At 67.8% G+C, this 20954-nt stretch carries 22 protein-coding genes; 13 read left to right on the top strand and 9 right to left on the bottom strand.

All coding sequences use genetic code 11. The features are described 5' to 3' along the window. Positions 1 to 55 precede the first annotated feature (55 nt). Entirely contained in the window at positions 56 to 697 is a 642-nt protein-coding gene (locus SNAS_RS34080) for a TetR/AcrR family transcriptional regulator (protein ID WP_013018262.1), read from the top strand. Positions 698 to 804: 107 nt separating this feature from the next. Here the strand turns inward: SNAS_RS34080 and SNAS_RS14880 are convergent, their stop codons facing one another. Further along, a complete protein-coding gene (locus SNAS_RS14880; protein WP_013018261.1) occupies positions 805 to 2109 on the bottom strand; it encodes an acetyl-CoA C-acetyltransferase in 1305 nt (434 codons plus the stop codon). A gap of 77 nt (positions 2110 to 2186) precedes the next feature. Here SNAS_RS14880 and SNAS_RS14875 point away from each other — a divergent pair, with 77 nt between their 5' ends. Together SNAS_RS14875 and SNAS_RS14870 are read left to right on the top strand one after the other, a co-directional pair. Beyond that, positions 2187 to 3524: a 3-oxoacyl-ACP reductase gene (locus SNAS_RS14875; protein WP_013018260.1), complete on the top strand. Its 1338-nt coding sequence runs from the start codon at positions 2187 to 2189 to the stop codon at positions 3522 to 3524. Positions 3525 to 3538: 14 nt separating this feature from the next. Continuing rightward, a complete protein-coding gene (locus SNAS_RS14870; RefSeq protein WP_013018259.1) occupies positions 3539 to 4396 on the top strand; it encodes a MaoC family dehydratase in 858 nt (285 codons plus the stop codon). 8 nt (positions 4397 to 4404) lie between these two features. Here the strand turns inward: SNAS_RS14870 and SNAS_RS14865 are convergent, their stop codons facing one another. Then, a complete protein-coding gene (locus tag SNAS_RS14865; RefSeq protein ID WP_083787118.1) occupies positions 4405 to 5043 on the bottom strand; it encodes a TetR family transcriptional regulator in 639 nt (212 codons plus the stop codon). 50 nt (positions 5044 to 5093) lie between these two features. Between SNAS_RS14865 and SNAS_RS14860 the strand changes: the two genes are divergently transcribed. The 3 genes from SNAS_RS14860 to SNAS_RS32800 are packed head-to-tail and all read left to right on the top strand — an operon-like array spanning position 5094 to position 7495. Next, complete coding sequence (locus SNAS_RS14860; RefSeq protein ID WP_013018257.1) at positions 5094 to 5552, top strand: SCP2 sterol-binding domain-containing protein; 459 nt, start codon at positions 5094 to 5096, stop codon at positions 5550 to 5552. A gap of 8 nt (positions 5553 to 5560) precedes the next feature. Beyond that, complete coding sequence (locus SNAS_RS14855; RefSeq protein WP_013018256.1) at positions 5561 to 6781, top strand: acyl-CoA dehydrogenase family protein; 1221 nt, start codon at positions 5561 to 5563, stop codon at positions 6779 to 6781. 60 nt (positions 6782 to 6841) lie between these two features. After that, complete coding sequence (locus SNAS_RS32800; RefSeq protein WP_013018255.1) at positions 6842 to 7495, top strand: 50S ribosomal protein L11 methyltransferase; 654 nt, start codon at positions 6842 to 6844, stop codon at positions 7493 to 7495. Here SNAS_RS32800 and SNAS_RS14845 read toward each other — a convergent pair. Next, positions 7492 to 8424 (bottom strand): phosphotransferase, encoded by a 933-nt coding sequence (locus SNAS_RS14845; RefSeq protein WP_041626155.1) that lies wholly within the window; start codon positions 8422 to 8424, stop codon positions 7492 to 7494. The two genes, SNAS_RS32800 and SNAS_RS14845, sit on opposite strands and share 4 nt — an antisense overlap. 17 nt (positions 8425 to 8441) lie before the next feature. Then, positions 8442 to 9644, bottom strand: a complete 1203-nt coding sequence (locus SNAS_RS14840; RefSeq protein ID WP_013018253.1) for an aldose epimerase family protein — start codon at positions 9642 to 9644, stop codon at positions 8442 to 8444. Positions 9645 to 9835: 191 nt separating this feature from the next. On the opposite strand from SNAS_RS14840, the gene SNAS_RS14835 reads away from it, so the two are divergent. From SNAS_RS14835 to SNAS_RS14825, 3 genes are read left to right on the top strand one after another with little or no spacing between them, the layout of a single operon-like run. Then, the gene (locus tag SNAS_RS14835; RefSeq protein WP_041624908.1) at positions 9836 to 10267 is read left to right on the top strand and encodes a DNA polymerase III subunit delta; all 432 of its coding nucleotides are present in this window, start codon (positions 9836 to 9838) and stop codon (positions 10265 to 10267) included. Next, positions 10264 to 10614, top strand: coding sequence for a hypothetical protein (locus tag SNAS_RS14830; RefSeq protein WP_013018251.1), 351 nt, complete (start codon positions 10264 to 10266; stop codon positions 10612 to 10614). Before SNAS_RS14835 ends, SNAS_RS14830 begins: the two co-directional genes overlap by 4 nt. A gap of 10 nt (positions 10615 to 10624) precedes the next feature. After that, on the top strand, positions 10625 to 11698 hold the full coding sequence (locus SNAS_RS14825) for a WXG100 family type VII secretion target (RefSeq protein WP_013018250.1): 1074 nt from the start codon (positions 10625 to 10627) through the stop codon (positions 11696 to 11698). A gap of 22 nt (positions 11699 to 11720) precedes the next feature. Here SNAS_RS14825 and SNAS_RS14820 read toward each other — a convergent pair whose 3' ends face one another. Beyond that, positions 11721 to 12440, bottom strand: coding sequence for a TetR/AcrR family transcriptional regulator (locus SNAS_RS14820; protein WP_013018249.1), 720 nt, complete (start codon positions 12438 to 12440; stop codon positions 11721 to 11723). Between the two features lie 111 nt (positions 12441 to 12551). On the opposite strand from SNAS_RS14820, the gene SNAS_RS14815 reads away from it, so the two are divergent. Together SNAS_RS14815 and SNAS_RS14810 are read left to right on the top strand one after the other, a co-directional pair. Continuing rightward, positions 12552 to 13766, top strand: a complete 1215-nt coding sequence (locus tag SNAS_RS14815) for an FAD-dependent monooxygenase (protein ID WP_013018248.1) — start codon at positions 12552 to 12554, stop codon at positions 13764 to 13766. Positions 13767 to 13926: 160 nt separating this feature from the next. Beyond that, positions 13927 to 14181: a hypothetical protein gene (locus SNAS_RS14810; RefSeq protein ID WP_013018247.1), complete on the top strand. Its 255-nt coding sequence runs from the start codon at positions 13927 to 13929 to the stop codon at positions 14179 to 14181. Between the two features lie 922 nt (positions 14182 to 15103). Here SNAS_RS14810 and SNAS_RS34070 read toward each other — a convergent pair. Genes SNAS_RS34070 through SNAS_RS14790 form a run of 3 tightly spaced genes read right to left on the bottom strand, consistent with a single transcriptional unit; the run spans position 15104 to position 17043 of the window. Next, a complete protein-coding gene (locus SNAS_RS34070) occupies positions 15104 to 15556 on the bottom strand; it encodes a DoxX family protein (protein WP_013018246.1) in 453 nt (150 codons plus the stop codon). Between the two features lie 53 nt (positions 15557 to 15609). Beyond that, positions 15610 to 16305, bottom strand: a complete 696-nt coding sequence (gene deoC, locus SNAS_RS14795) for a deoxyribose-phosphate aldolase (RefSeq protein ID WP_013018245.1) — start codon at positions 16303 to 16305, stop codon at positions 15610 to 15612. Between the two features lie 27 nt (positions 16306 to 16332). Continuing rightward, positions 16333 to 17043 (bottom strand): GntR family transcriptional regulator, encoded by a 711-nt coding sequence (locus tag SNAS_RS14790; RefSeq protein WP_013018244.1) that lies wholly within the window; start codon positions 17041 to 17043, stop codon positions 16333 to 16335. A 75-nt stretch (positions 17044 to 17118) separates the two neighbouring features. Here SNAS_RS14790 and SNAS_RS14785 point away from each other — a divergent pair, with 75 nt between their 5' ends. Both SNAS_RS14785 and SNAS_RS14780 read left to right on the top strand, forming a co-directional pair. After that, positions 17119 to 19200: an RNA degradosome polyphosphate kinase gene (locus SNAS_RS14785; RefSeq protein ID WP_013018243.1), complete on the top strand. Its 2082-nt coding sequence runs from the start codon at positions 17119 to 17121 to the stop codon at positions 19198 to 19200. Beyond that, positions 19197 to 20474, top strand: coding sequence for an NUDIX hydrolase (locus SNAS_RS14780; RefSeq protein WP_083787116.1), 1278 nt, complete (start codon positions 19197 to 19199; stop codon positions 20472 to 20474). Before SNAS_RS14785 ends, SNAS_RS14780 begins: the two co-directional genes overlap by 4 nt. Here the strand turns inward: SNAS_RS14780 and SNAS_RS14775 are convergent. Beyond that, the gene (locus SNAS_RS14775) at positions 20410 to 20919 is read right to left on the bottom strand and encodes a hypothetical protein (RefSeq protein ID WP_144300496.1); all 510 of its coding nucleotides are present in this window, start codon (positions 20917 to 20919) and stop codon (positions 20410 to 20412) included. The two genes, SNAS_RS14780 and SNAS_RS14775, sit on opposite strands and share 65 nt — an antisense overlap. Positions 20920 to 20954: the final 35 nt, after the last annotated feature.

Below are 20954 nucleotides of genomic sequence, written 5' to 3'. Positions count from 1 at the left end.
GTATTCCTCTGCGATCAATTACCTGTTACCGGAAGTAACAGTTAATCTAGATAACATGGCTGACGGTGGGTTTGTCAAGACCGGCGACATGGATTCCGTCGACGGCCGAAAAGGACGCTGGCAGGCGCACCGGCAGGCCCGGCGGCTGGAGCTGGTACAGGCCGCGGTACGTGCCATTCACCGAAATGGACCGCACATAAACATGAACGACGTGGCCGCCGCCGCGAAGGTGACCAAACCCGTCCTCTACCGGCACTTCGCCGACCAGCGCGAGCTGTACCACGCGGTGGGCCAGTACGCCGCCGAGTGGCTGGTGGCCTGGCTGGCCCAGCACCTGGAACCCGAGACCGAACCCACCGAGGTCATCGCCACCGTCATCGACGCGTATCTGGGCGCGGTGGAGACCGAACCGGTGCTGTACCGCTTCGTCATCCGCTACGCCTTCGCCGACGAGGCCAACGCCGTGGACGGCTACCGCGACATCGTGGTGCGGCATGTCGACGAGATGCTGCGGGCCCGGCTCAAGGCGGCGGGAATGGACGACTCCGCCTGCCACGCCTGGGCCCAGGGCATCGTCGGCATGGTGCAAAGCGTCGGCGAATGGTGGCTGGACCGCCCCGACGCGGCCACCCGTCCCCAGCTCACCCAGCAGCTCACCGCCCTGATCTGGGGCGGACTGTCGCAGGCGTTTCCCTAATGCGCGGCTGTCCAGGTGGATGCATCGCAAGGCAGAGGAGGAAGCCGGTACCGGGTTTGTACCGGCGACGACGATAACGCCGCGAGGCGCCGCCTGGCGGCTGCGCATCAGCGCTCCAGGATCGCCGTTACTCCTTGTCCTCCGGCGGCGCAGATCGAGATCAGCGCGCGGCCGGAACCCTTCTCGGCCAGGAGTTTCGCGGCCGTGGCCACGATCCGGGCTCCGGTGGCGGCGAAGGGGTGGCCGGTGGCCAGCGAGGATCCGGCGACGTTGAGGCGCTTGTCGTCGATCTCGCCCAGCGGCTCGTCCAGGCCCAGGCGTTCGGCGCAGAACTCCGGGTCCCGCCACGCGGCCAGCGTGGCCAGCACCTGTGAGGCGAAGGCCTCGTGGATCTCGTAGAAGTCGAAATCGGACAGGCTCAGTCCGTTGCGGCGCAGCAGTTTCGGCACCGCGTACACCGGGGCGGTCAGCAGTCCCTCGTCCCCGGACACGAAGTCGACGGCCGCGGACTGGCAGTCGACCAGGTGGGCCAGCACCGGCAGCGAGTGTTCGCTTGCCCATTCGGGGCTGGACAGCAGCACCGTGGCCGCGCCGTCGGTCAGCGGCGAGGAGTTGCCCGCCGTCATGGTGGCCTGCTCCCCCGATCCGAAGGCCGGGGCCAGTTTCGCGAGTTTCTCCACCGAGGTGTCGGCGCGCAGCAGGCCGTCGCGGGTCAGTCCCAGGTAGCCGGTGACCAGGTCGTCGAAGAAGCCCCGGTCGTAGGCGGCGGCCAGGCGCTGGTGGCTGTTGACGGCCAGCGCGTCCTGGTCGGCGCGGGAGATGTCCCAGTGCAGCGCGGTGCGGGCGGCGTGCTCCCCCATGGACAGTCCGGTGCGGGGTTCGGCGTTGCGCGGGATCTCGGGCATCGCGTGCCAGGGACGCATCCGGGCGAAGGCCTTGACCCGGCCGCCGAAGCTCCTGGCGCGGTTGGCGTCCAGCAGCAGCTGCCGCAGGTCCTCGTGGACGGCCAGCGGGGCGTCGCTGGTGGTGTCCACTCCCCCGGCCACGCCGCTGTCGATCTGGCCCAGCGCGATCTTGTTGGCCACCGCGATGGTGGCCTCCAGGCTGGTGCCGCAGGCGCGCTGCACGTCGAAGGCGGGGGTCTGGGGTGACAGTCGGGAACCGAGTACGCATTCGCGGGTCAGGTTGAAGTCGCGGCTGTGCTTCAGGACCGCCCCGGCGACCACCTCGTCCAGCCGGGCCCCGGCCAGCCCGAACCGGGCCACCAGTCCGTCCAGGGCGCTGGTCAGCATGTCGGCGTTGGACGCGTGCGCGTAGGCGCCGTTGGACTTGGCGAACGGGATCCTGTTGCCGCCCAGGATCGCCACCGGTGTGACGGTGCGGGGCTTGGAGCGGGATTTCTGCGTTGCCATGGTCGACCTCCCAGGTGGACTGCCATTGCGTCACATCTTACCCATGAGTAAGGTGATGGTAGGAAAGGGGACGCCAGATGCCGGACCGATACCGAAACTTCGCCAACTCCGCCGTGGGACGTCAACTGGTGCGCCGACTCGGTCTGCCCCGGCCGTCGCCGCTGCGCCGTCAGCGCCCCGACGCCCCGGCGCTGCCGGGCCCGGTGCTGTTGGGCGGCCACGACGTGGCGGAGCTGGAACACGTGCTGGCCAAGCGGCTCAGCGCCGAGGTGCACACCGCCGAGACCAAGGCTTCGGCCGAGGCACGTTACGCCGGACTGGTCTTCGACGCCTCGGACCTCACCACGATCGCGGGCCTGTCGGAGCTGTACGCGTTCTTCCACGACCGGCTGGAGCGGCTGGCCAGCTGCGGGCGGGTGCTGGTGCTGGGCGCGATCCCCGACGAGACAGGCGATCCCGAGGCCGCCGCCACCCAGGCGGCGCTGGAGGGATTCACCCGTTCGCTCGGCAAGGAACTGCGTGCGGGCGGCACCGCGCAACTGCTGCGGCTGGCGCCCGGGGCCCGCGACGGCCTGGACGCGACCCTGCGGTTCTTCCTGTCGTACCGGTCGGCGTTCGTGTCCGGCCAGGTGGTCACCGTCGCGGCCACCGAGCCCGGCGAGGTGCCGGATCCGGCGCGTCCGCTGGACGGCAAGGTCGCGCTGGTGACCGGCGCGGCGCGCGGCATCGGCGCCGTCACCGCCCGCACCCTCGCCGACCAGGGCGCGACGGTGGTGTGCCTCGACGTCCCCGAGGCGGGCGAGAAACTGGCCACCGTGGCCGGTGACATCGGCGGCAGCGCCCTGCAACTGAACCTGGCCACCGACGACGCGCCGTCCACACTGTCGCGGTGGCTGGAGGAGCGCCACGGCGGCGTCGACATCGTCGTCCACAATGCCGGTATCACCCGGGACAAGACCCTGGCCCGCATGGACGCCAAGCGCTGGGACTCGGTGCTGGGCGTCAACCTGGCCGCGCCGCACCGCGTCACCGCCGACCTGCTCGACCGCGGCGTGCTGCGCGACGGCGGCCGGGTCGTGGTGCTGTCGTCGGTGTCGGGCATCGGCGGCAACCGGGGCCAGACCAACTACGCCGCCAGCAAGGCCGGGCTCATCGGCCTGGTGCGCGCGCTGGCGCCGGGCCTGGCCGAGCGCGGCATCACGGCCAACGCGGTCGCGCCGGGATTCATCGAGACCCGCATGACCGCCGCGATGCCCGTGATGGAACGCGAGGCCGGGCGGCGACTGTCGAGTCTGGCCCAGGGCGGGCTGCCGGTCGACGTCGCCGAGACCATCGCGTGGCTGGCGCACCCGGGTTCGGCGGGCGTCACCGGCAACGTGGTGCGCGTGTGCGGGCAGAGCTTCCTGGGGGCCTGAAAGGAGTCGCGAACATGAGAAGCCACATCATGGCCCAGTACCCGAAGGCGGCGCTGTCGCTGCTGCGGCGCGGCCGGGGTGACGCGGCCTCGGCCCGGCTGCCCGAGGCCGAGCTGGTCAGCCAGGACGTCACCGTCGACGCCCGGGACTACGCCCGCTACTGCCGTCTCACCGGTTTCCGGTTGTCGGGCGAACTTCCGGTCACCTACCCGCACCTGCTGGGCTTCGACGCGGCGATGAGCCTGTTCACCCACCGCGAGTTCCCGTTCTCGCCGGTGGGCATGGTGCACTCCTCCAACCGCATCCTCCAGCATTCCCCGCTCACTGTGGACGACACCCTGACGGTGCGGGTGCGGCTGGACAACCTGGCCCCGCATCCCAAGGGCGCCACCTTCGACACGGTCACCGAGGTCGAACGCGGCGGTGAGACGGCCTGGAGCGAGGCCAGCACCTACCTGATCCGCACCAAGAGCCCGGACGCCGAGGCCCACACCCGGCCCCGTCCCGAAGTGGACCTCGACCTCGACGATCTCGAGGCACTGTGGCCGGTTCCGGGCTACATCGGACGCCGCTACGCCGCCGTGTCCGGCGACTACAACCCGATCCACCTGCACCCGCTGTCGGCCCGCGTCTTCGGCCAGCGCCGCGCCATCGCGCACGGCATGTGGGCGCTGGCGCGTTGCCTTGGCGCGCTGGAGAACCGGATCGCGCCGCCGCCGCGCGTCGTGGAGACCGACTTCCGGCGTCCGCTGCCGCTGCCGTCGCCGAAGGTGGCGCTGTGCACCGACCGGGAACAGACGAGCTGGCACTTCGGGCTGTTCAACCCGAAGACCGCCAAGTCGTACCTGACCGGCTGGGCGTCCCCGGCCTGACCGGCGGGTCAGCGTTTGGCGCGTTTGGCCCGGGTGGCCTCCATCAGTTCCTCGAGGCCGGGCCAGGCGAAGTGCATCAGCCGCTTGGCGGTGGTCTCGGCGCTGGTGCCCGGGGTGTCCAGCATCCAGTCGGCCAGCGACTCGCACGATCCGACCAGGGCATGCGCGGCGGTCACGGCCTGCTCGCCGGGTTTGCGCATCCCGGCGGCCTGCGACAGCATCGCCGCGATCAGCTCCACGGTCCGGCGGCGCATCTCGTCGACCTCCCGGGCCGAGGGGCCGCCCTGGGTCCGGGCCTGCCGGTACAGCACGATCCAGGCGCCACTGTGGTCGGACACGAAGCTGAAGAACCCGCGCAGCGCGCTCCACAGCTGCTCCTTGGGCGGGTCCTGCGGGTCCACCAGCTGAGTGATCATCTCCATCAGCCGGTTGGCCTCGCGTCGGATGCAGGCGACGAACAGCTCCTCCTTGGAGCCGAAGTACAGGTACACCATCGGCTTGGAGATACCGGCGATCTCGGCGATCTCCTCCACGCCCGCGGGGTGGTAGCCGCGTCTGGCGAACACCTCGACCGACGCGTCGAGCATCTGCTGTTCCCGTATCGCCCTGGGCACCCGTTTCGGCTTCACTGGAGTCACCCTTGCCATGGTATCTTACGGGCTAGTAATATTACTCAAAAGTAAGAACGGAGACTGTCATGACCGACGACAACCCCATCGACGGAGTCGATCTCTCCTCCATCAGCCCGCAGGACTTCGCGTCCCTGGTCAAGAACGCCCCCGCGGACCAGATCGACGAGGTGATGGCCGAACCCGACATCCGCGAACGCATCCTCAGCGAGGTGTTCTCCCGCATGGGCGGCCAGTACGCGGGCAGCAGGAAGACCAAGGCCGTCATCCACTGGAAGATCCTCGACAAACCCGGCGGCGGCTACGACCACTACGAGACCGTCCTGGACAGCGGCAGCTGCACGGTCAACACCGAACCCGAGCACGAACCCCGGGTCACCATCCGGCTCAACGGCACCCAGTTCCTCAAGCTCGCCTCCGGCAACGGCTCCCCCACCACCATGTTCTTCACCGGCAAACTCAAGCTGTCCGGGGACATCGGCTTCGCCGCCGGACTGTCCAATCTGTTCGACATCCCTAAGGCCTGAGGACTCACATGACCGATGGATTCAGCCTCGAACTCTCCGAGGAACAACAGACCCTGCGCGACTGGGCCCACGGCTTCGCCGCCGACGTCGTCCGCCCCGCGGCCTCCGAATGGGACGAACGCGAGGAGACACCCTGGCCCATCATCGGCGAGGCGGCCAAGATCGGCCTCTACGGTTTCGAAGCCCTGGCCCAGTTCTGGGCCGACCCCACCGGCCTCAGCCTGCCCATCGTCAGCGAAGAACTGTTCTGGGGCGACGCGGGCATCGGCCTGTCCATCTTCGGCACCTCGCTGGCCGCCGCCGGAATCTACAGCGCGGGCACCCCCGAGCAACTCGCCGAATGGGTCCCGCAGTGCTTCGGCGACGCCGACGACGTGAAACTCGGCGCCTTCTGCTCCTCCGAACCCGAAGCCGGATCCGACGTCTCGGCCATGCGCACCCGAGCCCGCTACGACGAGGCCACCGACGAGTGGATCCTGTCGGGCCAAAAAGCGTGGGCCACCAACGGCGGCATCGCCCACGTCCACGTCGTCACCGCCTCCGTCGATCCGGAACTGGGCTCGCGCGGCCAGGCGGCCTTCGTCGTCCCACCCGGCACCCCCGGTCTCTCCAGCCCCACCAAGATCAAGAAACTGGGCCTGCGCGCCTCCCACACCGCCGACGTCTTCCTCGACGACGTCCGCGTCCCGGGCCGCTGCCTGTTGGGAGGCAAGGAAAAGCTCGACGAACGCCTGGCCCGCGCCCGCCAACCCGAGACCCGCACCAAGGGCCAAGCCGCGATGCGCACCTTCGAACTCACCCGCCCCTCCGTCGCGGCCCAAGCCGTCGGCGTGGCCCGAGCGGCCTACGAATACGCGCTCGACTACGCCAAGGAGCGCGTCCAGTTCGGACGTCCCATCATCGACAACCAGGCGGTCTCCTTCGCCCTGGCCGACATGCGCACCGAGATCGACTGCGCCCGCCTGCTCGTCTGGCGAGCTGCCTGGATGGGCCGCAACGACAAACCCTTCGAAGCCGGCGAGGGCTCGATGTCGAAACTCAAGGCCGGAGAGGTCGCCATCAAGGTCACCGAAAAAGCCGTACAACTGTTGGGCGGAGCCGGTTTCAGCCGCGACCACCCGGTCGAGCGCATGTACCGCGACGCCAAGATCTACACCATCTTCGAAGGCACCAGCGAGATCCAGCGCCTCGTCATCGCCCGCGCGATATCGGGACGACCCATCAAGTAGTACGACATCCACCTGTGAAACCGCCTTGACACCAACATCGAATCTCCACAGAATCTTCGGATGGACGCGGCGGAGATCGAAACCTGGACAACGCTCGGTTCGCAATTGGAGGCAAGCCAGGGAGTCCACCGTCCTTCCACGTTCTCGGCCTTCCTCGCCACCACCATGGCCGACTGCCGCGGACAGGTCGTTGTGGACGCCGGGTGCGGCGCCGGTCTCGTCACCGTGGCGGCTCTCACCGCCGGGGCCAGGCATGTGGTGGCACAGGACTATGACGCTGCCGCCCTGGCCGACACCGCCAGCAACGTCGTCAAGCACTTGGGGAACGAAGCCAGGAGCCGCCTCAGCCTGTGGGAAGCGGACTGGCGCCACCTGGCGCCGATGCGAGCGGACGTGCTGGCCGTCAACCCACCGCAGCGGCCCACCGCGCTCCTGCCCGACGTGCCCGCCGCGGAACGACACCTTCATGACGGAGGCGGTTCAGATGGACTGGACGGCATCCGCCTGGTCCTGGACCATGCCGGAAGCACCCGGGTCAGGACCACGGCCGCGGCCGCTTTGGATCTCACCACGCTTGATCACCACGGCTGGCACGAACCGCGGTCGATCGCCAGCGCCTTGCTGCCCTTCAACGCGGCCTGGCGCCGCCTCCTGCCGGATCTGCGGGGTCGGGTGAATGTCTGGGAGTTCACCAGGAACATCGGCGGCAGTTAGCGAAGCGCGTTCAGCTCGTCGAGGACGCGATGGCCGCGCGTGACCAGCTCGGGAACGACGTCGTGGCGCCCGTGGCGGATGGGGAACTCAAGCTGGTGGAGGATCTGGGTCGCCGCGAGCACCGCCGTGTGCTCCCCGCCAACCAGGTCGAGGATTCTCGTCCACAGTCGCCTTCGGGCACCGTCCAGCCGATCCTGGAAGCAGTACCACACGAGGTTGATGAGGTCAGTGGCCCGCGTGCCGCTGCCCGCGTTGCCGATGTCCACGACCGCCACCACCGCCGTGTCTCGGACCAGGACGTTGGTGGGGTTGAGATCGGTGTGGACCATGTCGGGTGCCTGTGGAGGTGGTGGGGCGTCGGCGCACATGAGCCGCAGGCGCTCGACCAAGGCCGACACTTCGCGGGAATACTCCGCCAGCCCGGCAATGGACTGGCGGAGAAACGACTGCTCGGGCGTCTCGGTGACATCGAGCCCAGTCGATTCCTGGCCGGTGGCGACCCGCCAGGCGTACGACCAGTGGTCGTAGGGCTCGGAGGCTTGGCCAGCCTGGAGTTCGATGATCTCCATCAGCTGTTCGACCAGGGACTCGGTCAACTCGGGCGCGCTGGCCGCGTCGACGAAGTCCATCAGATGCCATACATGAGTGGCTGTGGCCCCCACTCCCAGCCAGGCTGGGGTGGGGTAGCCGCGCCCACGCATGTGCTCGACCACTCGGTGGGCTCGCAACGTCTCGTCCAGATGGTTGGAGTGTGCCCGGGGCACTGCTTTGAGCACCGCGTCTGCCCCACCGGCCAACTGGACGCGCAGGGCACCCACATGCAGACCTCCGGGTAGACGACTGACAAGAGTGACCTCATCCCCGACCACACTGGACACATCGTCCCAGAGCTCGGCCGGCAGCCCTTCGGGACGAGTGCCCTGGTTCATCTGGCCTGGCACAAGACTCAGGCGACGCCGAACCGGTAGACGGTCGTCGTCTCGTACGTCTCCTCCGGCCTGAGTACCGTGGACGGATAGTCCGGCTGGTTGGGCGAGTCCGGATAGTGCTGGGTCTCCACGGCGAAGGCGTCGCTCTTCTTGTCGGCCGACTCGGAGTACCCGGTGTAGATCTGGACTCCCGGCTGGTCGGTCGAGCAGCGCAGCCAGCGTCCCGACGTCGCATCGTAGGCGGCGAGCACGAGCCGTTGGTGACCCGGGCTGTAGTCGTTCAGCACCCAGTTGTGGTCGTAGACTTCCCCGCCCATATCGCGGCCGATGGTCTTGGGTCGGCGGAAGTCGAACCGGGTGTCGTCCACCGGGTCCAGCGGTCCGAGCGGGATCAGGCTGTCGTCGACCGGCGTGTAGCGATCCGCGTCCACCCACAGCAGTTGATCTTCGACCGTGCCGGAGCTCTGACCGCCCAGGTTGAAGTAGGCGTGGTTGGTCAGGTTGATGATCGTCGGCCGGTCGGTGGTAGCGCGATAGGCGATGGTCAGCCGTTGGTGCCGGTCGAGCGTGTAGTCGACGGTCACGTTCAATGTGCCGGGGAAACCCATCTCGCCGTCCGGGCTGACGTAACCGAAACTGACGCCGACCCGGTCGTCCTCCTCGATCGGCGTCGCCGCCCAGATCCGCTTGTCGAATCCCTTGGGACCGCCGTGCAGGGCGTTCTCGCCGTTGTTGACCGGGATCTGGTGCGTTTCGCCGTCCAGGGTGAACTGTCCCTTCGCGATCCGGTTGGCGTACCGGCCGATGGTGGCGCCGAAGTACGAGCCGTGGCTCTCGTATTCCGCGATCGTCGGCAGTCCGAGAGCGACGCTGGCCCGCCGACCGCGGCGGTCAGGCATCTCGATCGCCTGGATCGTCGCACCGTAGGTGAGCATCCGGACCCGCAGCCCCTTGGCGGAACCGAACGTATAGCGGTCCACCGCTTCGCCGGCGGCGGTCTCACCGAACGGCTCCTTGTCGACCGACAGTCGGCCACTATCCAGAGTCGACTTCGTCGGGATCCGGTCGGGGTCCTTCGCGGCCGCCGGCTTGGCGGTCGTGGCGACCACCGCTCCGGTGAGCCCGAGCACCCCGGCGCCCATGACCACCGCGCGTCGAGTCAGGTCGCTCCCCTGCTCCACATTCGCCGAAATCCCGTCGGGCGTAGCATATTTGGACATCAACATCTCCTTCGCACTGTCTCCCCGCGACCGTACCCTCTTCTTGGAGCCGCGTTGAGGCTAGTGCGACGACATCGGGACCCCTCCCGTCATTGACCGTGTTCAATCGGTTGTCGAGGAGGTGCGAGATGACGGATCTCGATGAGACGTTGCGCGATGTGACGATAAACGTTTCCTCCGGGGACAGGGTTGTGCGTGGAACCCTGACGCAGCACGACGTGAGACTCGTCGTCGGCGACTTCCGGGGACGTAGCGCCGACGAGCTGGCGCGGGCCGTGACCAGAGTGGTGCGTGGACTGATCATCGGGTACCGCAAGGCGAGCCGGAAACTGGTCAATGGCGGCGAGTCGGACACCGATGCGCCGTCACTGTTCGCGCGGGAGCTTGAGCCGTATTTCGCTGCCCTGGAACGGATCGACCTTGAGGTCACCGGTCCCCGGGGTGTGGCCATGGCGGTGTGGAAGGACGATGAGCCGACGGTTCACCTGCGCCGCAATGTGCCGCTTTCCGCCGCGCGAGACCTGTCCGAGGAGATCACCGCGGCGGTGTCGGCCCTGTTGGACGCCCACGCCGTCCGTACCGCCGAGCTGTTCGACGAGCACTATCCACAGGAGTATCGATGACCGTTCAACTGTCGGTCGCCGAAGTCGGCGCGATCCATGACGAGGCCGTCGAGATCGCCGCTGCCAGCGGGAGAGTCGGCAACGCCATGACCAAGGAGCCTCCCGACGCGAGCAACACGGGTCTGAAGCCGGGATTCAACACTCTCAATGCCTTGAAAGCGGCGCAGAAGCGCTACGGCGAGAAGGCCGACTGGTGCGCCAAACGTTGGAGCTACTTCGCCGTGGCCGTGAACGACGCGAAACTGGCGTTGCAGAAGGTCGACGAGGAAGGTGCCGACGGTATCGAGCACGCGGTGCCCTTCGCGTTCCCGGCGACACCGCCCGCGGGCACCGTCGGGGACTATTAGGAGTCACACGATGAAACTGTACGAGCTGAGGCGAGCGAACTTCGAAACGTTCCGGAACACTGCCACGGTGTGGAAGGAAGCGGTCGACACCTTTCAGGCAGCGGGTGACGACGCGACCAATAAGGTCGGCGATCCCATCCGGAATGGAACCTGGGAGGGAGACACCGGAACCGCCGCTGGGGACAAGGCGAAAAAGCTTGAGTCGCAACTGGACGCGGCGGTCACCGAGGCCAGCACCGTCAAGCAGGTGCTGGAGGAGGCCGCCGGATTGTTCAAGCAGCACCAGGACGAGGTCGAACAGTACGCCAAGCAGGTCGACGACAACTCGAGGCTCAGCTTCACAGGGGACGATGGCGAGATCAGGATCCTGCCGCCCAGCGGGCACTCGACGTTGTCGGGTGAGGCCGCGAAGGACGCCGAGGACCAGCTCGCGAAGCTCAGGACCGATCTGCAGATGAAGGTGCAGCTTGGTTTGGCCAAGGCCCGGAACCTGGACAATGCCGTGGCCGAGGCACTGCTGGGAGCGTCCAACATGGATGAAAGTCCGGATGATCCCAACTTCAACGTCAATGCGGCACAGGAAGGCAAGCTCGACCTCGACTCCAACAACAGCAAGGGCGACTGGCTGGCCTTCATCGGCAGTATCGCGTCCAGGACGGGCGGCAGTCCCGAAGCGCAGTCCGCCTGGCTTGGTGACCAGGTCAGAAAGCACGTCGAAGCCGGTGGCGGAGTGTGCAAGCTGGTCGACGGCTTGATGGTCTGCGTGGGTGCGCCCTGGTACATGTACCTCCGTGCCGGAACCACCATCGGCGACACATTCATCAGCGACTACGAGACCTTCGACGCGTTCGAGCGAGACCGAGCGGGCAACAGCCACGGCCTCATCGATCATGAGAAGTACCATCGCGACGAGCAGTGGCGAAAGTACGGGTACTCGTTCGCCGCCAAGTACGGCGGGGAGGAACTCTGGACGAAGCTCCCCTTTACCGATGACACGAACAAGTACGAGCGCGAAGCCGAGGATCACGGCGGCGACGGCGGCTACAACAATCCGCACGGCACCGGGGAGACCAAGACCGAGTAGCCGAGTGCCGTTCTAGCGGGGCTCAGTCGCGGGTGATGAGCGCCTGCACCCCGTCGAGCAGGCGCTCCAGTTGGAAGCGGAACTCCTCGTCGGGGTCGTCCGTGTCGTCGTCGATCGCTCCGGCCGCCATCGCCGCCGTCACGGCCGGAAACCGTAGTGGGTCGATCAGCCGGGACAGGGTCGTCGCGTAGTAGGCGGGGTCGCGTCCCTCGTCCGCGCCGACGGTCACGTTGGCCCAGCCCCGGACGAGCCCCGAGGCCATCATGACCACCGACAGTCGCTCCCGTTCGGACAGACCCGTGTCGGCCAGGCAGGTGAGACCCCGTTCCAGCCAGGCGATCTGGTGCGGGGTCAACGGGGGTCCCGATACGGGGACGTGAAGCATCCACGGGTGCCGCCGCCAGGCCGTCAGGCAGTCCCAGACCCACGCCGCCAGGCCCTCGCGCCAATCGGCGCCCTCGGGTCCGGGTGGTGGTTCGCCGAAACCCGCGTCGACCATCAGTTCCAGCAGTTCGTCCTTGGCCGCGACGTAGCGGTACAAGGCCATGGTGGACACGTCGAGGGCTTTGGCCACCTTGACCATCGACACCGCGGCGAGCCCGTCCGACTCCGCCAGTTCGAGCGCCGCGGCCACGATCCGGTCGAGGCTGAGGCCGGGACGGGGTCCGAAGCCCGGTCGTTCCCGGACGCCCCAGGCCGCTTGGAGGCTGTTCGGTACCGCTGATGCGGCGTTGTCGGTCATCTCGGCTCCTTTCGGACGATAGCCCCGTGAGCGTAACTCATACACAGTTGTGTTTAAGGCTTACGCAGTCTAGTGTAAGGTTTACGCAATCACCTCCAAGGAGCAGAACTCATGACCAACCGCACCGCCCTCATCTCCGGCGCCTCCATCGCCGGGCCCGCCCTCGCCTACTGGCTCAACCACTTCGGCTTCGACGTCACCGTGGTCGAGGCCGCCCCCGCCCCGCGTCCCGGCGGCTACAAGGTCGACCTGCGTGGTGTCGCCGTCGAGGCCGTCGACCGCATGGGCATCGGCGAGGCCGTCCGCGCTCGCGACACCGCCATCCGCGGCGGCCAGTGGGTCACGACCAAGGGCAAGACCCTGGCCACCCTCGGCCCCGACCTCATCGGCTTCCGCGATCCCGGCGACCTGGAGATCATGCGCGGTGACCTCAGCGACCTGCTGCGCGAAGCCACCGAGCGCACCGTCGAATACCGCTACGGCGACGTCATCACCGCCATCGAGGACACCCCGGACGCCGCGATAGTCCACTTTCGCCACGCCGCGTCGCAGCGTTTCGACATCGTCGTGGGCGCCGACGGCCTCCACTCCGGAACCCGCGCCGTCGCCTTCGGCCCCGAAGACCGCTACTCGCGTCCCATCGGCATGAGCGTCGCCGTCTTCAACGCCCCCAACCGACTCGGCCTCGACCACTGGGACATGGCCTGCTCCGCCACCGGCCACACCACCAACCTCTACGCCTTCGGCCCCGACCAGCCCGCCTACGCGCAGCTGTTCTTCCCCACCCCGGCCGAGGTGCCCGACCGTCACGATCGCGCCGCCCAGGAACGCGTCCTGCGCGAGGCCTTCGGCGGACACGGCTGGGAACTGCCGCACCTGCTCGCCGCGCTGCCCGAGGCCCCCGAGCTCTACTTCGACCACCTGGCACAGATCCATATGGACACCTGGACGAGCGGCCGCACCGTCCTGCTCGGCGACGCCGCCTACTGCCCGTCCCCGGCCTCGGGACAGGGCACCGGCATGGCCTTGGTGGGAGCCCACGTCCTGGCTCACGCCCTGGCCGCCGAACCCGACCACCGCGCCGGGTTCGCCGTGTACGAGCGGCGGATGCGCCACTTCGTCGACATCAACCAGAAACTGGGCCGGGACGTGGCCGCCAAACTCGTGCCCAACACCCGTTTCGCGGCGATGGCGCAGCGCGTGATGATGCGGATGCTGCCGTACATGCCCGGCAAGAACGCCGTCCTGGAGGGCGTCATGAAACCGATCCGCGAGGCCGCCAACGCCATCGCCCTGGACGAGACCGCGCCAATGTCGTTGCGGTAACCGGTTCCTCACACATTCAGCGATTCGTGAGCCGCCGTTCCATGCGAAGTATGGGCGTGAATTGTCGGATATGTAAAAAGCAATTCGGCATTTCCGGCGAGCTGACGGCGCGTGGTCTCATACGCGTGAGAGACAGGTAATGCCAAGTGAGGTGAGAGCCATGGCGAATACCTCCACAACAGACATGCCGTCGGAGTCCACCGGGCAGCGGACCGAAACTCGTGGCGCGACCACGGAAGCCAAACCCGATGACGTTCAACCGACGCAGTCCGACGCCGAGGAATCGCAGCTGACCAAGGTTTCCCATACCGTCATCGAACAATTGCCGGACAAACGTCACCTGGCGTACTACGCCGGACTAGCGGGACTGGCGGCGTTCGGAGTCATGTCCTGGCCGACGGCGCGCGGTTCGTGACCGCGCTGGCTCGCGATGTCGGGCACGCGGTACGCGAGAAGATCTCCGGCCGCCGGGTTTGGGAGCGCGCCGGGCGGGCCCATATCGAAGCCCGGGGTGTCCACGCGGTGGACACCCCGCACGTCTATGTCGCGGCCCTGGAACGGGAACTGGGCGCGGTCGAGGGTGTGCGCTGGGCCGCCGCCAACGGGGTGCTCGGGGACGTGGTGGTGGACTTCGACGCGGAACGGGTGGACGTCGCGCGGTTGCGGCGGGTGGTGGCGCGGGTGGAGGACGCCCACGACATGTCGGGGGTGAGCCGGGACGGGGCGATGCACCCCGGCGATCCCGAGCCGCTGCTCGACGAGTTGCTCGAGTTGGGCGGGGACGTGATGGGCGCCGTGGTCGGGGCCTTCGGCAGCCGACTGGCCCCGGTGTTCTCGGCACCCGCCGAGGCGATGTCGGCGCTGGCGGTGTTCGACCTGTTTCCCAAGCTGCGGCAGGGAATCGAGGATCGGCTCGGGCACCAGCGGACCGAGCTGGTCCTGTCGCTGGCCGGGGCCGTGTTGGGTGCGGCGGCCCAGACTCCGGTGTCCGCGTTGGCCGACGCGTCGTTGCGTGCCGTCGAACTTCCGGCGGCGCTGGCCCGCCGACGGGTGTGGCGGAACCGGGCCATCGAACTGGCGAGCCGCCGGATGCTGGCGAAGGCCGAACCGTTGCCCCCGACCGAATCACGGCTGACGGCCTTGCCCGACGGACCGGTGGAGGAATACGCCCGCAAGGCCCGGCGGGCGGCCGGAGTGGCCGCGAGAGTGCTGCTGCCGGTGGCCGGTCCGCTCGTCGCGGCCCGGGCGGTCGCGATCGCCGCCCCCAAGGCCGCGCGGATGAGTGTCGACGCCTACGCCGCCGAACTGGGCCGGATCCTGGCGTCGCCGGTTGACGGTCACGCGGGCGTGGCCGCTGTGTCGCTCGGCGTGGGCTTGGGCTTGCGGGTGCGCAGGCCGGGTATGAGGTTGTCGACGGCGAGCGCTCCGCCGCCGGAGAAACCGATGCCCAGCGACACCGCCGCCAGCACCAGGACGTATTCGTAACCGGCGGGCAGGAAGAACCCCTCGCCGAGGTGTACGAAGATCAAGGCGCCCACCATGTCCGCAGTCAGCAGCAGGCCCGCCAGTGGCAGCAGTGCGCCGAGGACGAGGGCGGCACCGCCGACCACTTCGACGAAGGTCGAGAAGTACGCCGCCAGTTGCGGCATCGGTACGCCCATGCCTTTCATGCCTTCGACGGTGGCGGGCAATCCCTGGTCGGACAGCTTCTGCCAGCCGTGCATAACGAACACGCCACCGGTGACCACGCGCATCAGGAGTAGCGAAATCGGCTGAATTCGAGAAATCATGACTTTCTCCTTCAAACCAGATATTCAGTGCATATGGTCACCGTACTCGTCCGCTAGGCCGCGGTCCAGCCGTCGCGGTCGCGCAGCCGGTGGTCGAGGTCGTCGAGGATGCGGTCGGTGACGGTGGCGCCGAACCGGGTGACGCCGAGGTCGGCCATGGCGAGCAGGGTGTCCAGGCTGCGCACTCCGCCGGCGGCTTTCACCTCGACGGTGTCGGACACGGTCGCGCGCATGAGTCGCAGGTCGGCCATGGTCGCGCCGCCGTCGGCGAAACCGGTGGAGGTCTTGACGAAGCGGGTTCCGGCCCGTTCGGCGGCCCGGCATCCGGCGATCTTCTGCTCGTCGGTGAGGTAGGCGTTTTCGAGGATCACCTTCACCGGGGCTGAGGCCGCGGCGGTGACGACCGCGCGGATGTCGGCCTCGACGTCGTCCAGCTGGCCCGATCGCAGCCGTCCGATGTTGAGCACCATGTCGATCTCGGTCGCGCCCTGCTCGATCGCCAGGCGGGTCTCGGCTTCCTTGACGGCGGTGGCGTTGCCGCCGTGTGGGAAGCCCACGACGGTGCCGACAAGGACGCCGGTTCCGGCCAGTGCCGTGGCGGCCAGCGGGACGTCGGCCGGGCGCACGCACACCGAGGCGACCCGGTAGCGGGCGGCGAGCGCGCATCCCGTCTCGATGTCGCCGGTGGTCAGTTCCGGTCGCAGGAGTGAATGGTCGATCATCCGGGCGACTTCGGCGACGGTGCGCATGGTGTTCCTTCCACTGTGTGTTGGAGGTCAGGTTTGGTCGACGTCGAAGACGACGTCGAGGCGGTAGCGTTCGGCGGCGTAGCGGCTTTCGGTGCGCTCCAGGGGATGCCCGTGCTGGTCGTTGATGAGTCGTCGTTCGACCAGTACCGCCGAGCCTGCGGGGATGTCGAGCAGGTCGGCGTCGGTGACGGTCGCGGACTCGGCGGTGACGGTGGCGTGGCCGCTGGTGGGGACGCGTCCCAGCCGCGCCAGTTGGGTGTGGAGGGATACGGACAGGTCGGTGTCGAGCAGCCGGGACAGGGTCGCGGAGAACACGGCGGTCTCCACGGCGATGGGAGTGGCGTCCGCGAGCCGGATTCGCCGGATCTCGATCACGCCGTTCTTGCCGGGACGCAGGTCGGTGCGTTCGGCTTCGGTGGCGGCCCGGGTGTCGGTGCCGAGCAGCCGCGAGGTGGCGGTGCGGCCGCTGCGGCGCATCTGTTCGGTGAAGCGGATCAGGCTGTCGGCGCGTCGGTTGGACGGCGGTGGTGCCACGAAGGTGCCCCGGCCCGACATCCGGTAGACCAGGCCCGCGTTGACCAGGCGGGTCACCGCGCCCCGGGCCGTCATGCGGCTGACGCCGAACTCGGCGCTCAACCGCGACTCGGACGGCAGCGCCGTGTGGGCGGGCAGGTCGCGGATGCGTTGGCGTAGCGCCTGTTCGATGGCGTGGTACCTGGGGGTTTGAGTCTCGGCCACACTATCAGTATAGCTGTATATACAGGTCAGACCGATTCATGGAAGTCGATCTCCCCAGCTTCAGGACCAGTACAAATGAAATTCACCTTCGCATTGGATCTTGGCCTCATGACCGGCCACGAACCCTCCCCCGCTGCCCCGCAAGAACTCCCCGAGGACCGCTACTTCGACCGGGAAGAGAGCTGGTTGCGTTTCAACGAAAGGGTTCTGCAACTCGCGCAGTCCCCCAACCTGCCGCTGTTGGAACGGGTTCGGTTCCTGGCCATCTTCGCCAGCAACCTGGACGAGTTCTTCATGGTGCGCGTCGCCGGACTCATCCGGCGCATGGCCACCGGCCTGGCGGGCCTGTCGGCCAGCGGGAAGCAACCCTCGGAAGTGTTGCGGCACACCGCCGAGCTGGCGCATGAACTGGCACTGGACCACGCCCGGTGTTTCCGCGACACGATCGTGCCGCTGCTGGTCGAGCAGGGCATCGAGATCGTCCGCTGGAACGATTTGGAACCCGCCGAGCAGGACCGGGTGCACCAGCTGTTCCGGGAACGGATCTACCCGGTGCTGACGCCGCTGGTGGTGGACCCGGCGCACCCGTTCCCGTACATCTCGGGACAGTCGCTCAACCTGGCGGTGACGGTGCAGGATCCGAAGCTGGGCACCACCAAGTTCGCCCGGGTCAAGGTCCCGCCGGTGCTGCCCCGGTTCATGGAGGTCTCGCCGGGCCGGTTCGTCCCGCTGGAGGACGTCATCGCCACCCACCTGACGCAGCTGTTCCCGGGGATGGACATCCTGCAGCACCACGCGTTCCGGGTCACCCGCAACCAGGACCTGGAGGTCGACGACGACATCACCGAGAACCTCCTCAACACCCTGGAACGGGAACTGCTGCGGCGCCGCTTCGGTCCGGTGGTGCGGCTGGAGGTGGAGGACACGATGCCGCCGGAGGTGCTCGACCGGCTGGAGACCGAACTGGGCATCACCAAACACACCGTCTACCGGCTGCCCGGACCGCTCGATCTCGGTGGCCTGCACGACATCGCCGACCTCGACCGCGCCGACCTGCGGTATCCGCCGTTTCGGCCGTCGGAGGTGATGCTGCCGCCCGGCAGTGACATCTTCGCGATGATGCGCGACGGCGACCTGCTGGTGCACCACCCCTACGACTCGTTCGCCACCAGCACCGAACGGCTCATCGAGGAGGCCGCCGCCGATCCCCGCGTCATGGCCATCAAACAGACCCTCTACCGCACCAGCGGCAAGTCCCCCATCGTGGACGCGCTCATCGACGCCGCCGAGGCCGGGAAACAGGTCGTGGTGGTCGTGGAGATCAAGGCGCGCTTCGACGAGCGCGCCAACATCGACTGGGCGCACAAACTCGAACAGGCCGGATGTCATGTCATGTACGGGATCGTCGGGCTCAAGACGCACTGCAAGCTCGCGCTGGTGGTGCGGCAGGAGTCCGACGGGTCGATCCGTCGCTACTGCCACATCGGCACCGGCAACTACCACCCCAAGACCGCGCGGCAGTACGAGGACCTGGGTCTGCTCACCGCCGATCCCGAGGTCGGCGAGGACGTCAGCGCGCTGTTCAACCACCTGACCGGCTACTCCCGGTACCAGGACTACCGGCGGGTCCTTGTCGCCCCGGACTCGTTGCGCGCCGGGCTGATCGAACGCGTCGACAAGGAGATCGGCAACCACCGGGACGGCCGCCCCGCCCGGATCCGCATCAAGTGCAACTCGCTCATCGACGAGCAGATCGTCGACGCGCTGTACCGCGCCTCCATGGCGGGTGTGCCGGTGGACATCTGGGTAAGGGGCATCTGCGCGCTGCGTCCGGGCGTGCCGGGTTTGTCGGAGAACATCCGGGTCCGCAGCATCCTGGGCCGGTTCCTGGAACACTCGAGGGTGTACATCTTCGAGAACGACGGGGAACCCGAGGTATGGCTGGGAAGTGCCGATCTGATGCACCGTAACCTTGACCGTCGTGTCGAGGCACTCGTCCGGGTCGCCGACGAACAGCAGTGCGCCGACGTGGTGGCGCTGCTCGACGCGGGTGTCGACGACGACACCGCGTCCTGGCGGCTGGCTCCGGACGGCACCTGGCCCTGGCACAGCGACGGAACCGATATTCAGGAGACGCTCATGCGGAGACGCCGATGAACCCACCCGAGATCTTCGCGGCCGGTGCGGTGCTGTGGCGCCCCGAAGCCGAGGGGACGAAGGTGGCGTTGATCCACCGTCCCAAGTACGACGACTGGACGATCCCCAAGGGCAAGGTCAAGAAGCGCGAGCACCTGCTGCGAACCGCCAGGCGCGAGGTCTTCGAGGAGACGGGGATCCGACCGATACTGGGACGTCGGCTGTCGCCGAGTTTCTACGACAAGGACGGCCGCCCCAAACGGGTCGACTACTGGGCGGCCACCCCGGCACCGAACCGGCAGACCGCCACCCCCGCCGAAGGCGAGGTGGACCAGCTGGAATGGCTGTCCATCGAGGACGCCGCCGAACGGCTCAGTTACGACCGGGACCTTCGGGTGCTGAACGACTTCGCCTCCGGTCCGATTCGGACGGTTCCGTTGATCCTGTTGCGCCACGCCGCCACCGGAGCGGGAGCCGACTGGACCGAGGATGACGACACCCTGCGGCCGCTGGACGACACCGGTCGCCAGCAGGCGGGCGCGCTGGCGAAACTGCTGTCGTGTTTCGGTCCCGCGACCGCCATCGGCTCCACCAGCGCCCGCTGCGTGGAAACGCTGCTGCCGTACGCGATCCGCGAGGACGTGTCGGTCACGACCGACGCCGCGTTCACCGTCGGCATGGCCAAACCCGGTCAGACCGAGGAGCGCCTGGACGAACTGCTGGCCTGCGCGACACCGACGATCGTGTGCGCCGACGACGAGTTGCTGTCCGAACTGGCCGAGCTGGCGTGCGACCGGCTCGGCGCCGCCGCCCCGACGGACACGAGCCTGCCCGAGGGCGGGTTCCGGGTGCTGCACATCGCCGACGGGAAGCTGGTGACGACGGAACAACACCAGTGCCCCGTCGCCACCGTGGAGCGGTTATCTGAGGCCGTAGGGACGGATGGTGCTGGCCACGCGAACGACCGGGTGGAGTCGATCTCCAGTTTGTACCGTCCCTTGTCGTCCTTGGCCAGTTGGGCGCCGGTGATCGCCGAGTTGTCGGCGCTGCCGATCACCTTGCCGTCCTTGCTGAGTACGGCCTTGCCCTTGGGGCGGTCGGCGGCGACCTCCTCCCCGGCGGGTCCGGTGTCGAACATGCCCGCGCCGGTGATCATCTCGAATTCCTCCTTGTCCCAAGGGATTCGACTCATCGCAGTGCCGGTCCAGTTGGAGTCGTACAGTCCCACCGTCACGGGGCCACTGAGCCAGGACTCCTCGCCGGTCGATCCGGCGGTGAGTCGTTTCGGGTGGTGAACGACGGGTCGGCGGGAATGCCCTTGTCAACGAAGTCGACAAGGCTGTAGCTGTAGGGTTTGGCCGCGTTGGCCGGACCGGTCAGTTCGGCCTTCAGCGCGAATCCCGACTTGTGTCCTTGGCGTTCGGCCTTGGAGGGGATGCCGTACAGTTTCCGCTTCTCGACGTCTGTGGCGTCCACGTTGTACTTCATCGGCTTGGCCCTGCGGCCGTCCACCGTGAACTTCGCCGTCTCTCCTTTGACAGCCAGGTCGTCGACTCCGTAGACCTTGGCGTCACCGTTGTCGGTCGCCATCTGGGTGGCGAAACCGTATTCGCCCGGCGGCAGTTTCAGGGTCAGCTTGCCGTTCTCGGTGTCCATGCCGTCGGATTCCCCGGTGTTGAGGTTCGTCCACATGACCGCGCCGTACGCGGCGGGTTTGCCGTCCAGCCAGTCGAACTTCACGGTCACCTTGGTGTCCGCTTTCGTGGACTTCTCGG

The sequence above is a fragment of the Stackebrandtia nassauensis DSM 44728 genome (assembly GCF_000024545.1).
GTDB lineage: Bacteria > Actinomycetota > Actinomycetes > Mycobacteriales > Micromonosporaceae > Stackebrandtia > Stackebrandtia nassauensis.
This window is presented reverse-complemented; position numbering and strand designations above follow the sequence as displayed.

Excerpts from the sequence above, each read along its gene's own strand:
- SNAS_RS34080 (WP_013018262.1), top strand. The coding sequence starts at position 56 with ATGGCTGACGGTGGGTTTGTCAAGACCGGCGACATGGATTCCGTCGAC.
- SNAS_RS14880 (WP_013018261.1), bottom strand. The coding sequence starts at position 2,109 with ATGGCAACGCAGAAATCCCGCTCCAAGCCCCGCACCGTCACACCGGTG.
- SNAS_RS14875 (WP_013018260.1), top strand. The coding sequence starts at position 2,187 with ATGCCGGACCGATACCGAAACTTCGCCAACTCCGCCGTGGGACGTCAA.
- SNAS_RS14870 (WP_013018259.1), top strand. The coding sequence starts at position 3,539 with ATGAGAAGCCACATCATGGCCCAGTACCCGAAGGCGGCGCTGTCGCTG.
- SNAS_RS14865 (WP_083787118.1), bottom strand. The coding sequence starts at position 5,043 with ATGGCAAGGGTGACTCCAGTGAAGCCGAAACGGGTGCCCAGGGCGATA.
- SNAS_RS14860 (WP_013018257.1), top strand. The coding sequence starts at position 5,094 with ATGACCGACGACAACCCCATCGACGGAGTCGATCTCTCCTCCATCAGC.
- SNAS_RS14855 (WP_013018256.1), top strand. The coding sequence starts at position 5,561 with ATGACCGATGGATTCAGCCTCGAACTCTCCGAGGAACAACAGACCCTG.
- SNAS_RS32800 (WP_013018255.1), top strand. The coding sequence starts at position 6,842 with ATGGACGCGGCGGAGATCGAAACCTGGACAACGCTCGGTTCGCAATTG.
- SNAS_RS14845 (WP_041626155.1), bottom strand. The coding sequence starts at position 8,424 with ATGAACCAGGGCACTCGTCCCGAAGGGCTGCCGGCCGAGCTCTGGGAC.
- SNAS_RS14840 (WP_013018253.1), bottom strand. The coding sequence starts at position 9,644 with ATGTCCAAATATGCTACGCCCGACGGGATTTCGGCGAATGTGGAGCAG.
- SNAS_RS14830 (WP_013018251.1), top strand. The coding sequence starts at position 10,264 with ATGACCGTTCAACTGTCGGTCGCCGAAGTCGGCGCGATCCATGACGAG.
- SNAS_RS14825 (WP_013018250.1), top strand. The coding sequence starts at position 10,625 with ATGAAACTGTACGAGCTGAGGCGAGCGAACTTCGAAACGTTCCGGAAC.
- SNAS_RS14820 (WP_013018249.1), bottom strand. The coding sequence starts at position 12,440 with ATGACCGACAACGCCGCATCAGCGGTACCGAACAGCCTCCAAGCGGCC.
- SNAS_RS14815 (WP_013018248.1), top strand. The coding sequence starts at position 12,552 with ATGACCAACCGCACCGCCCTCATCTCCGGCGCCTCCATCGCCGGGCCC.
- SNAS_RS14810 (WP_013018247.1), top strand. The coding sequence starts at position 13,927 with ATGGCGAATACCTCCACAACAGACATGCCGTCGGAGTCCACCGGGCAG.
- SNAS_RS34070 (WP_013018246.1), bottom strand. The coding sequence starts at position 15,556 with ATGATTTCTCGAATTCAGCCGATTTCGCTACTCCTGATGCGCGTGGTC.
- deoC (WP_013018245.1), bottom strand. The coding sequence starts at position 16,305 with ATGCGCACCGTCGCCGAAGTCGCCCGGATGATCGACCATTCACTCCTG.
- SNAS_RS14785 (WP_013018243.1), top strand. The coding sequence starts at position 17,119 with ATGAAATTCACCTTCGCATTGGATCTTGGCCTCATGACCGGCCACGAA.
- SNAS_RS14780 (WP_083787116.1), top strand. The coding sequence starts at position 19,197 with ATGAACCCACCCGAGATCTTCGCGGCCGGTGCGGTGCTGTGGCGCCCC.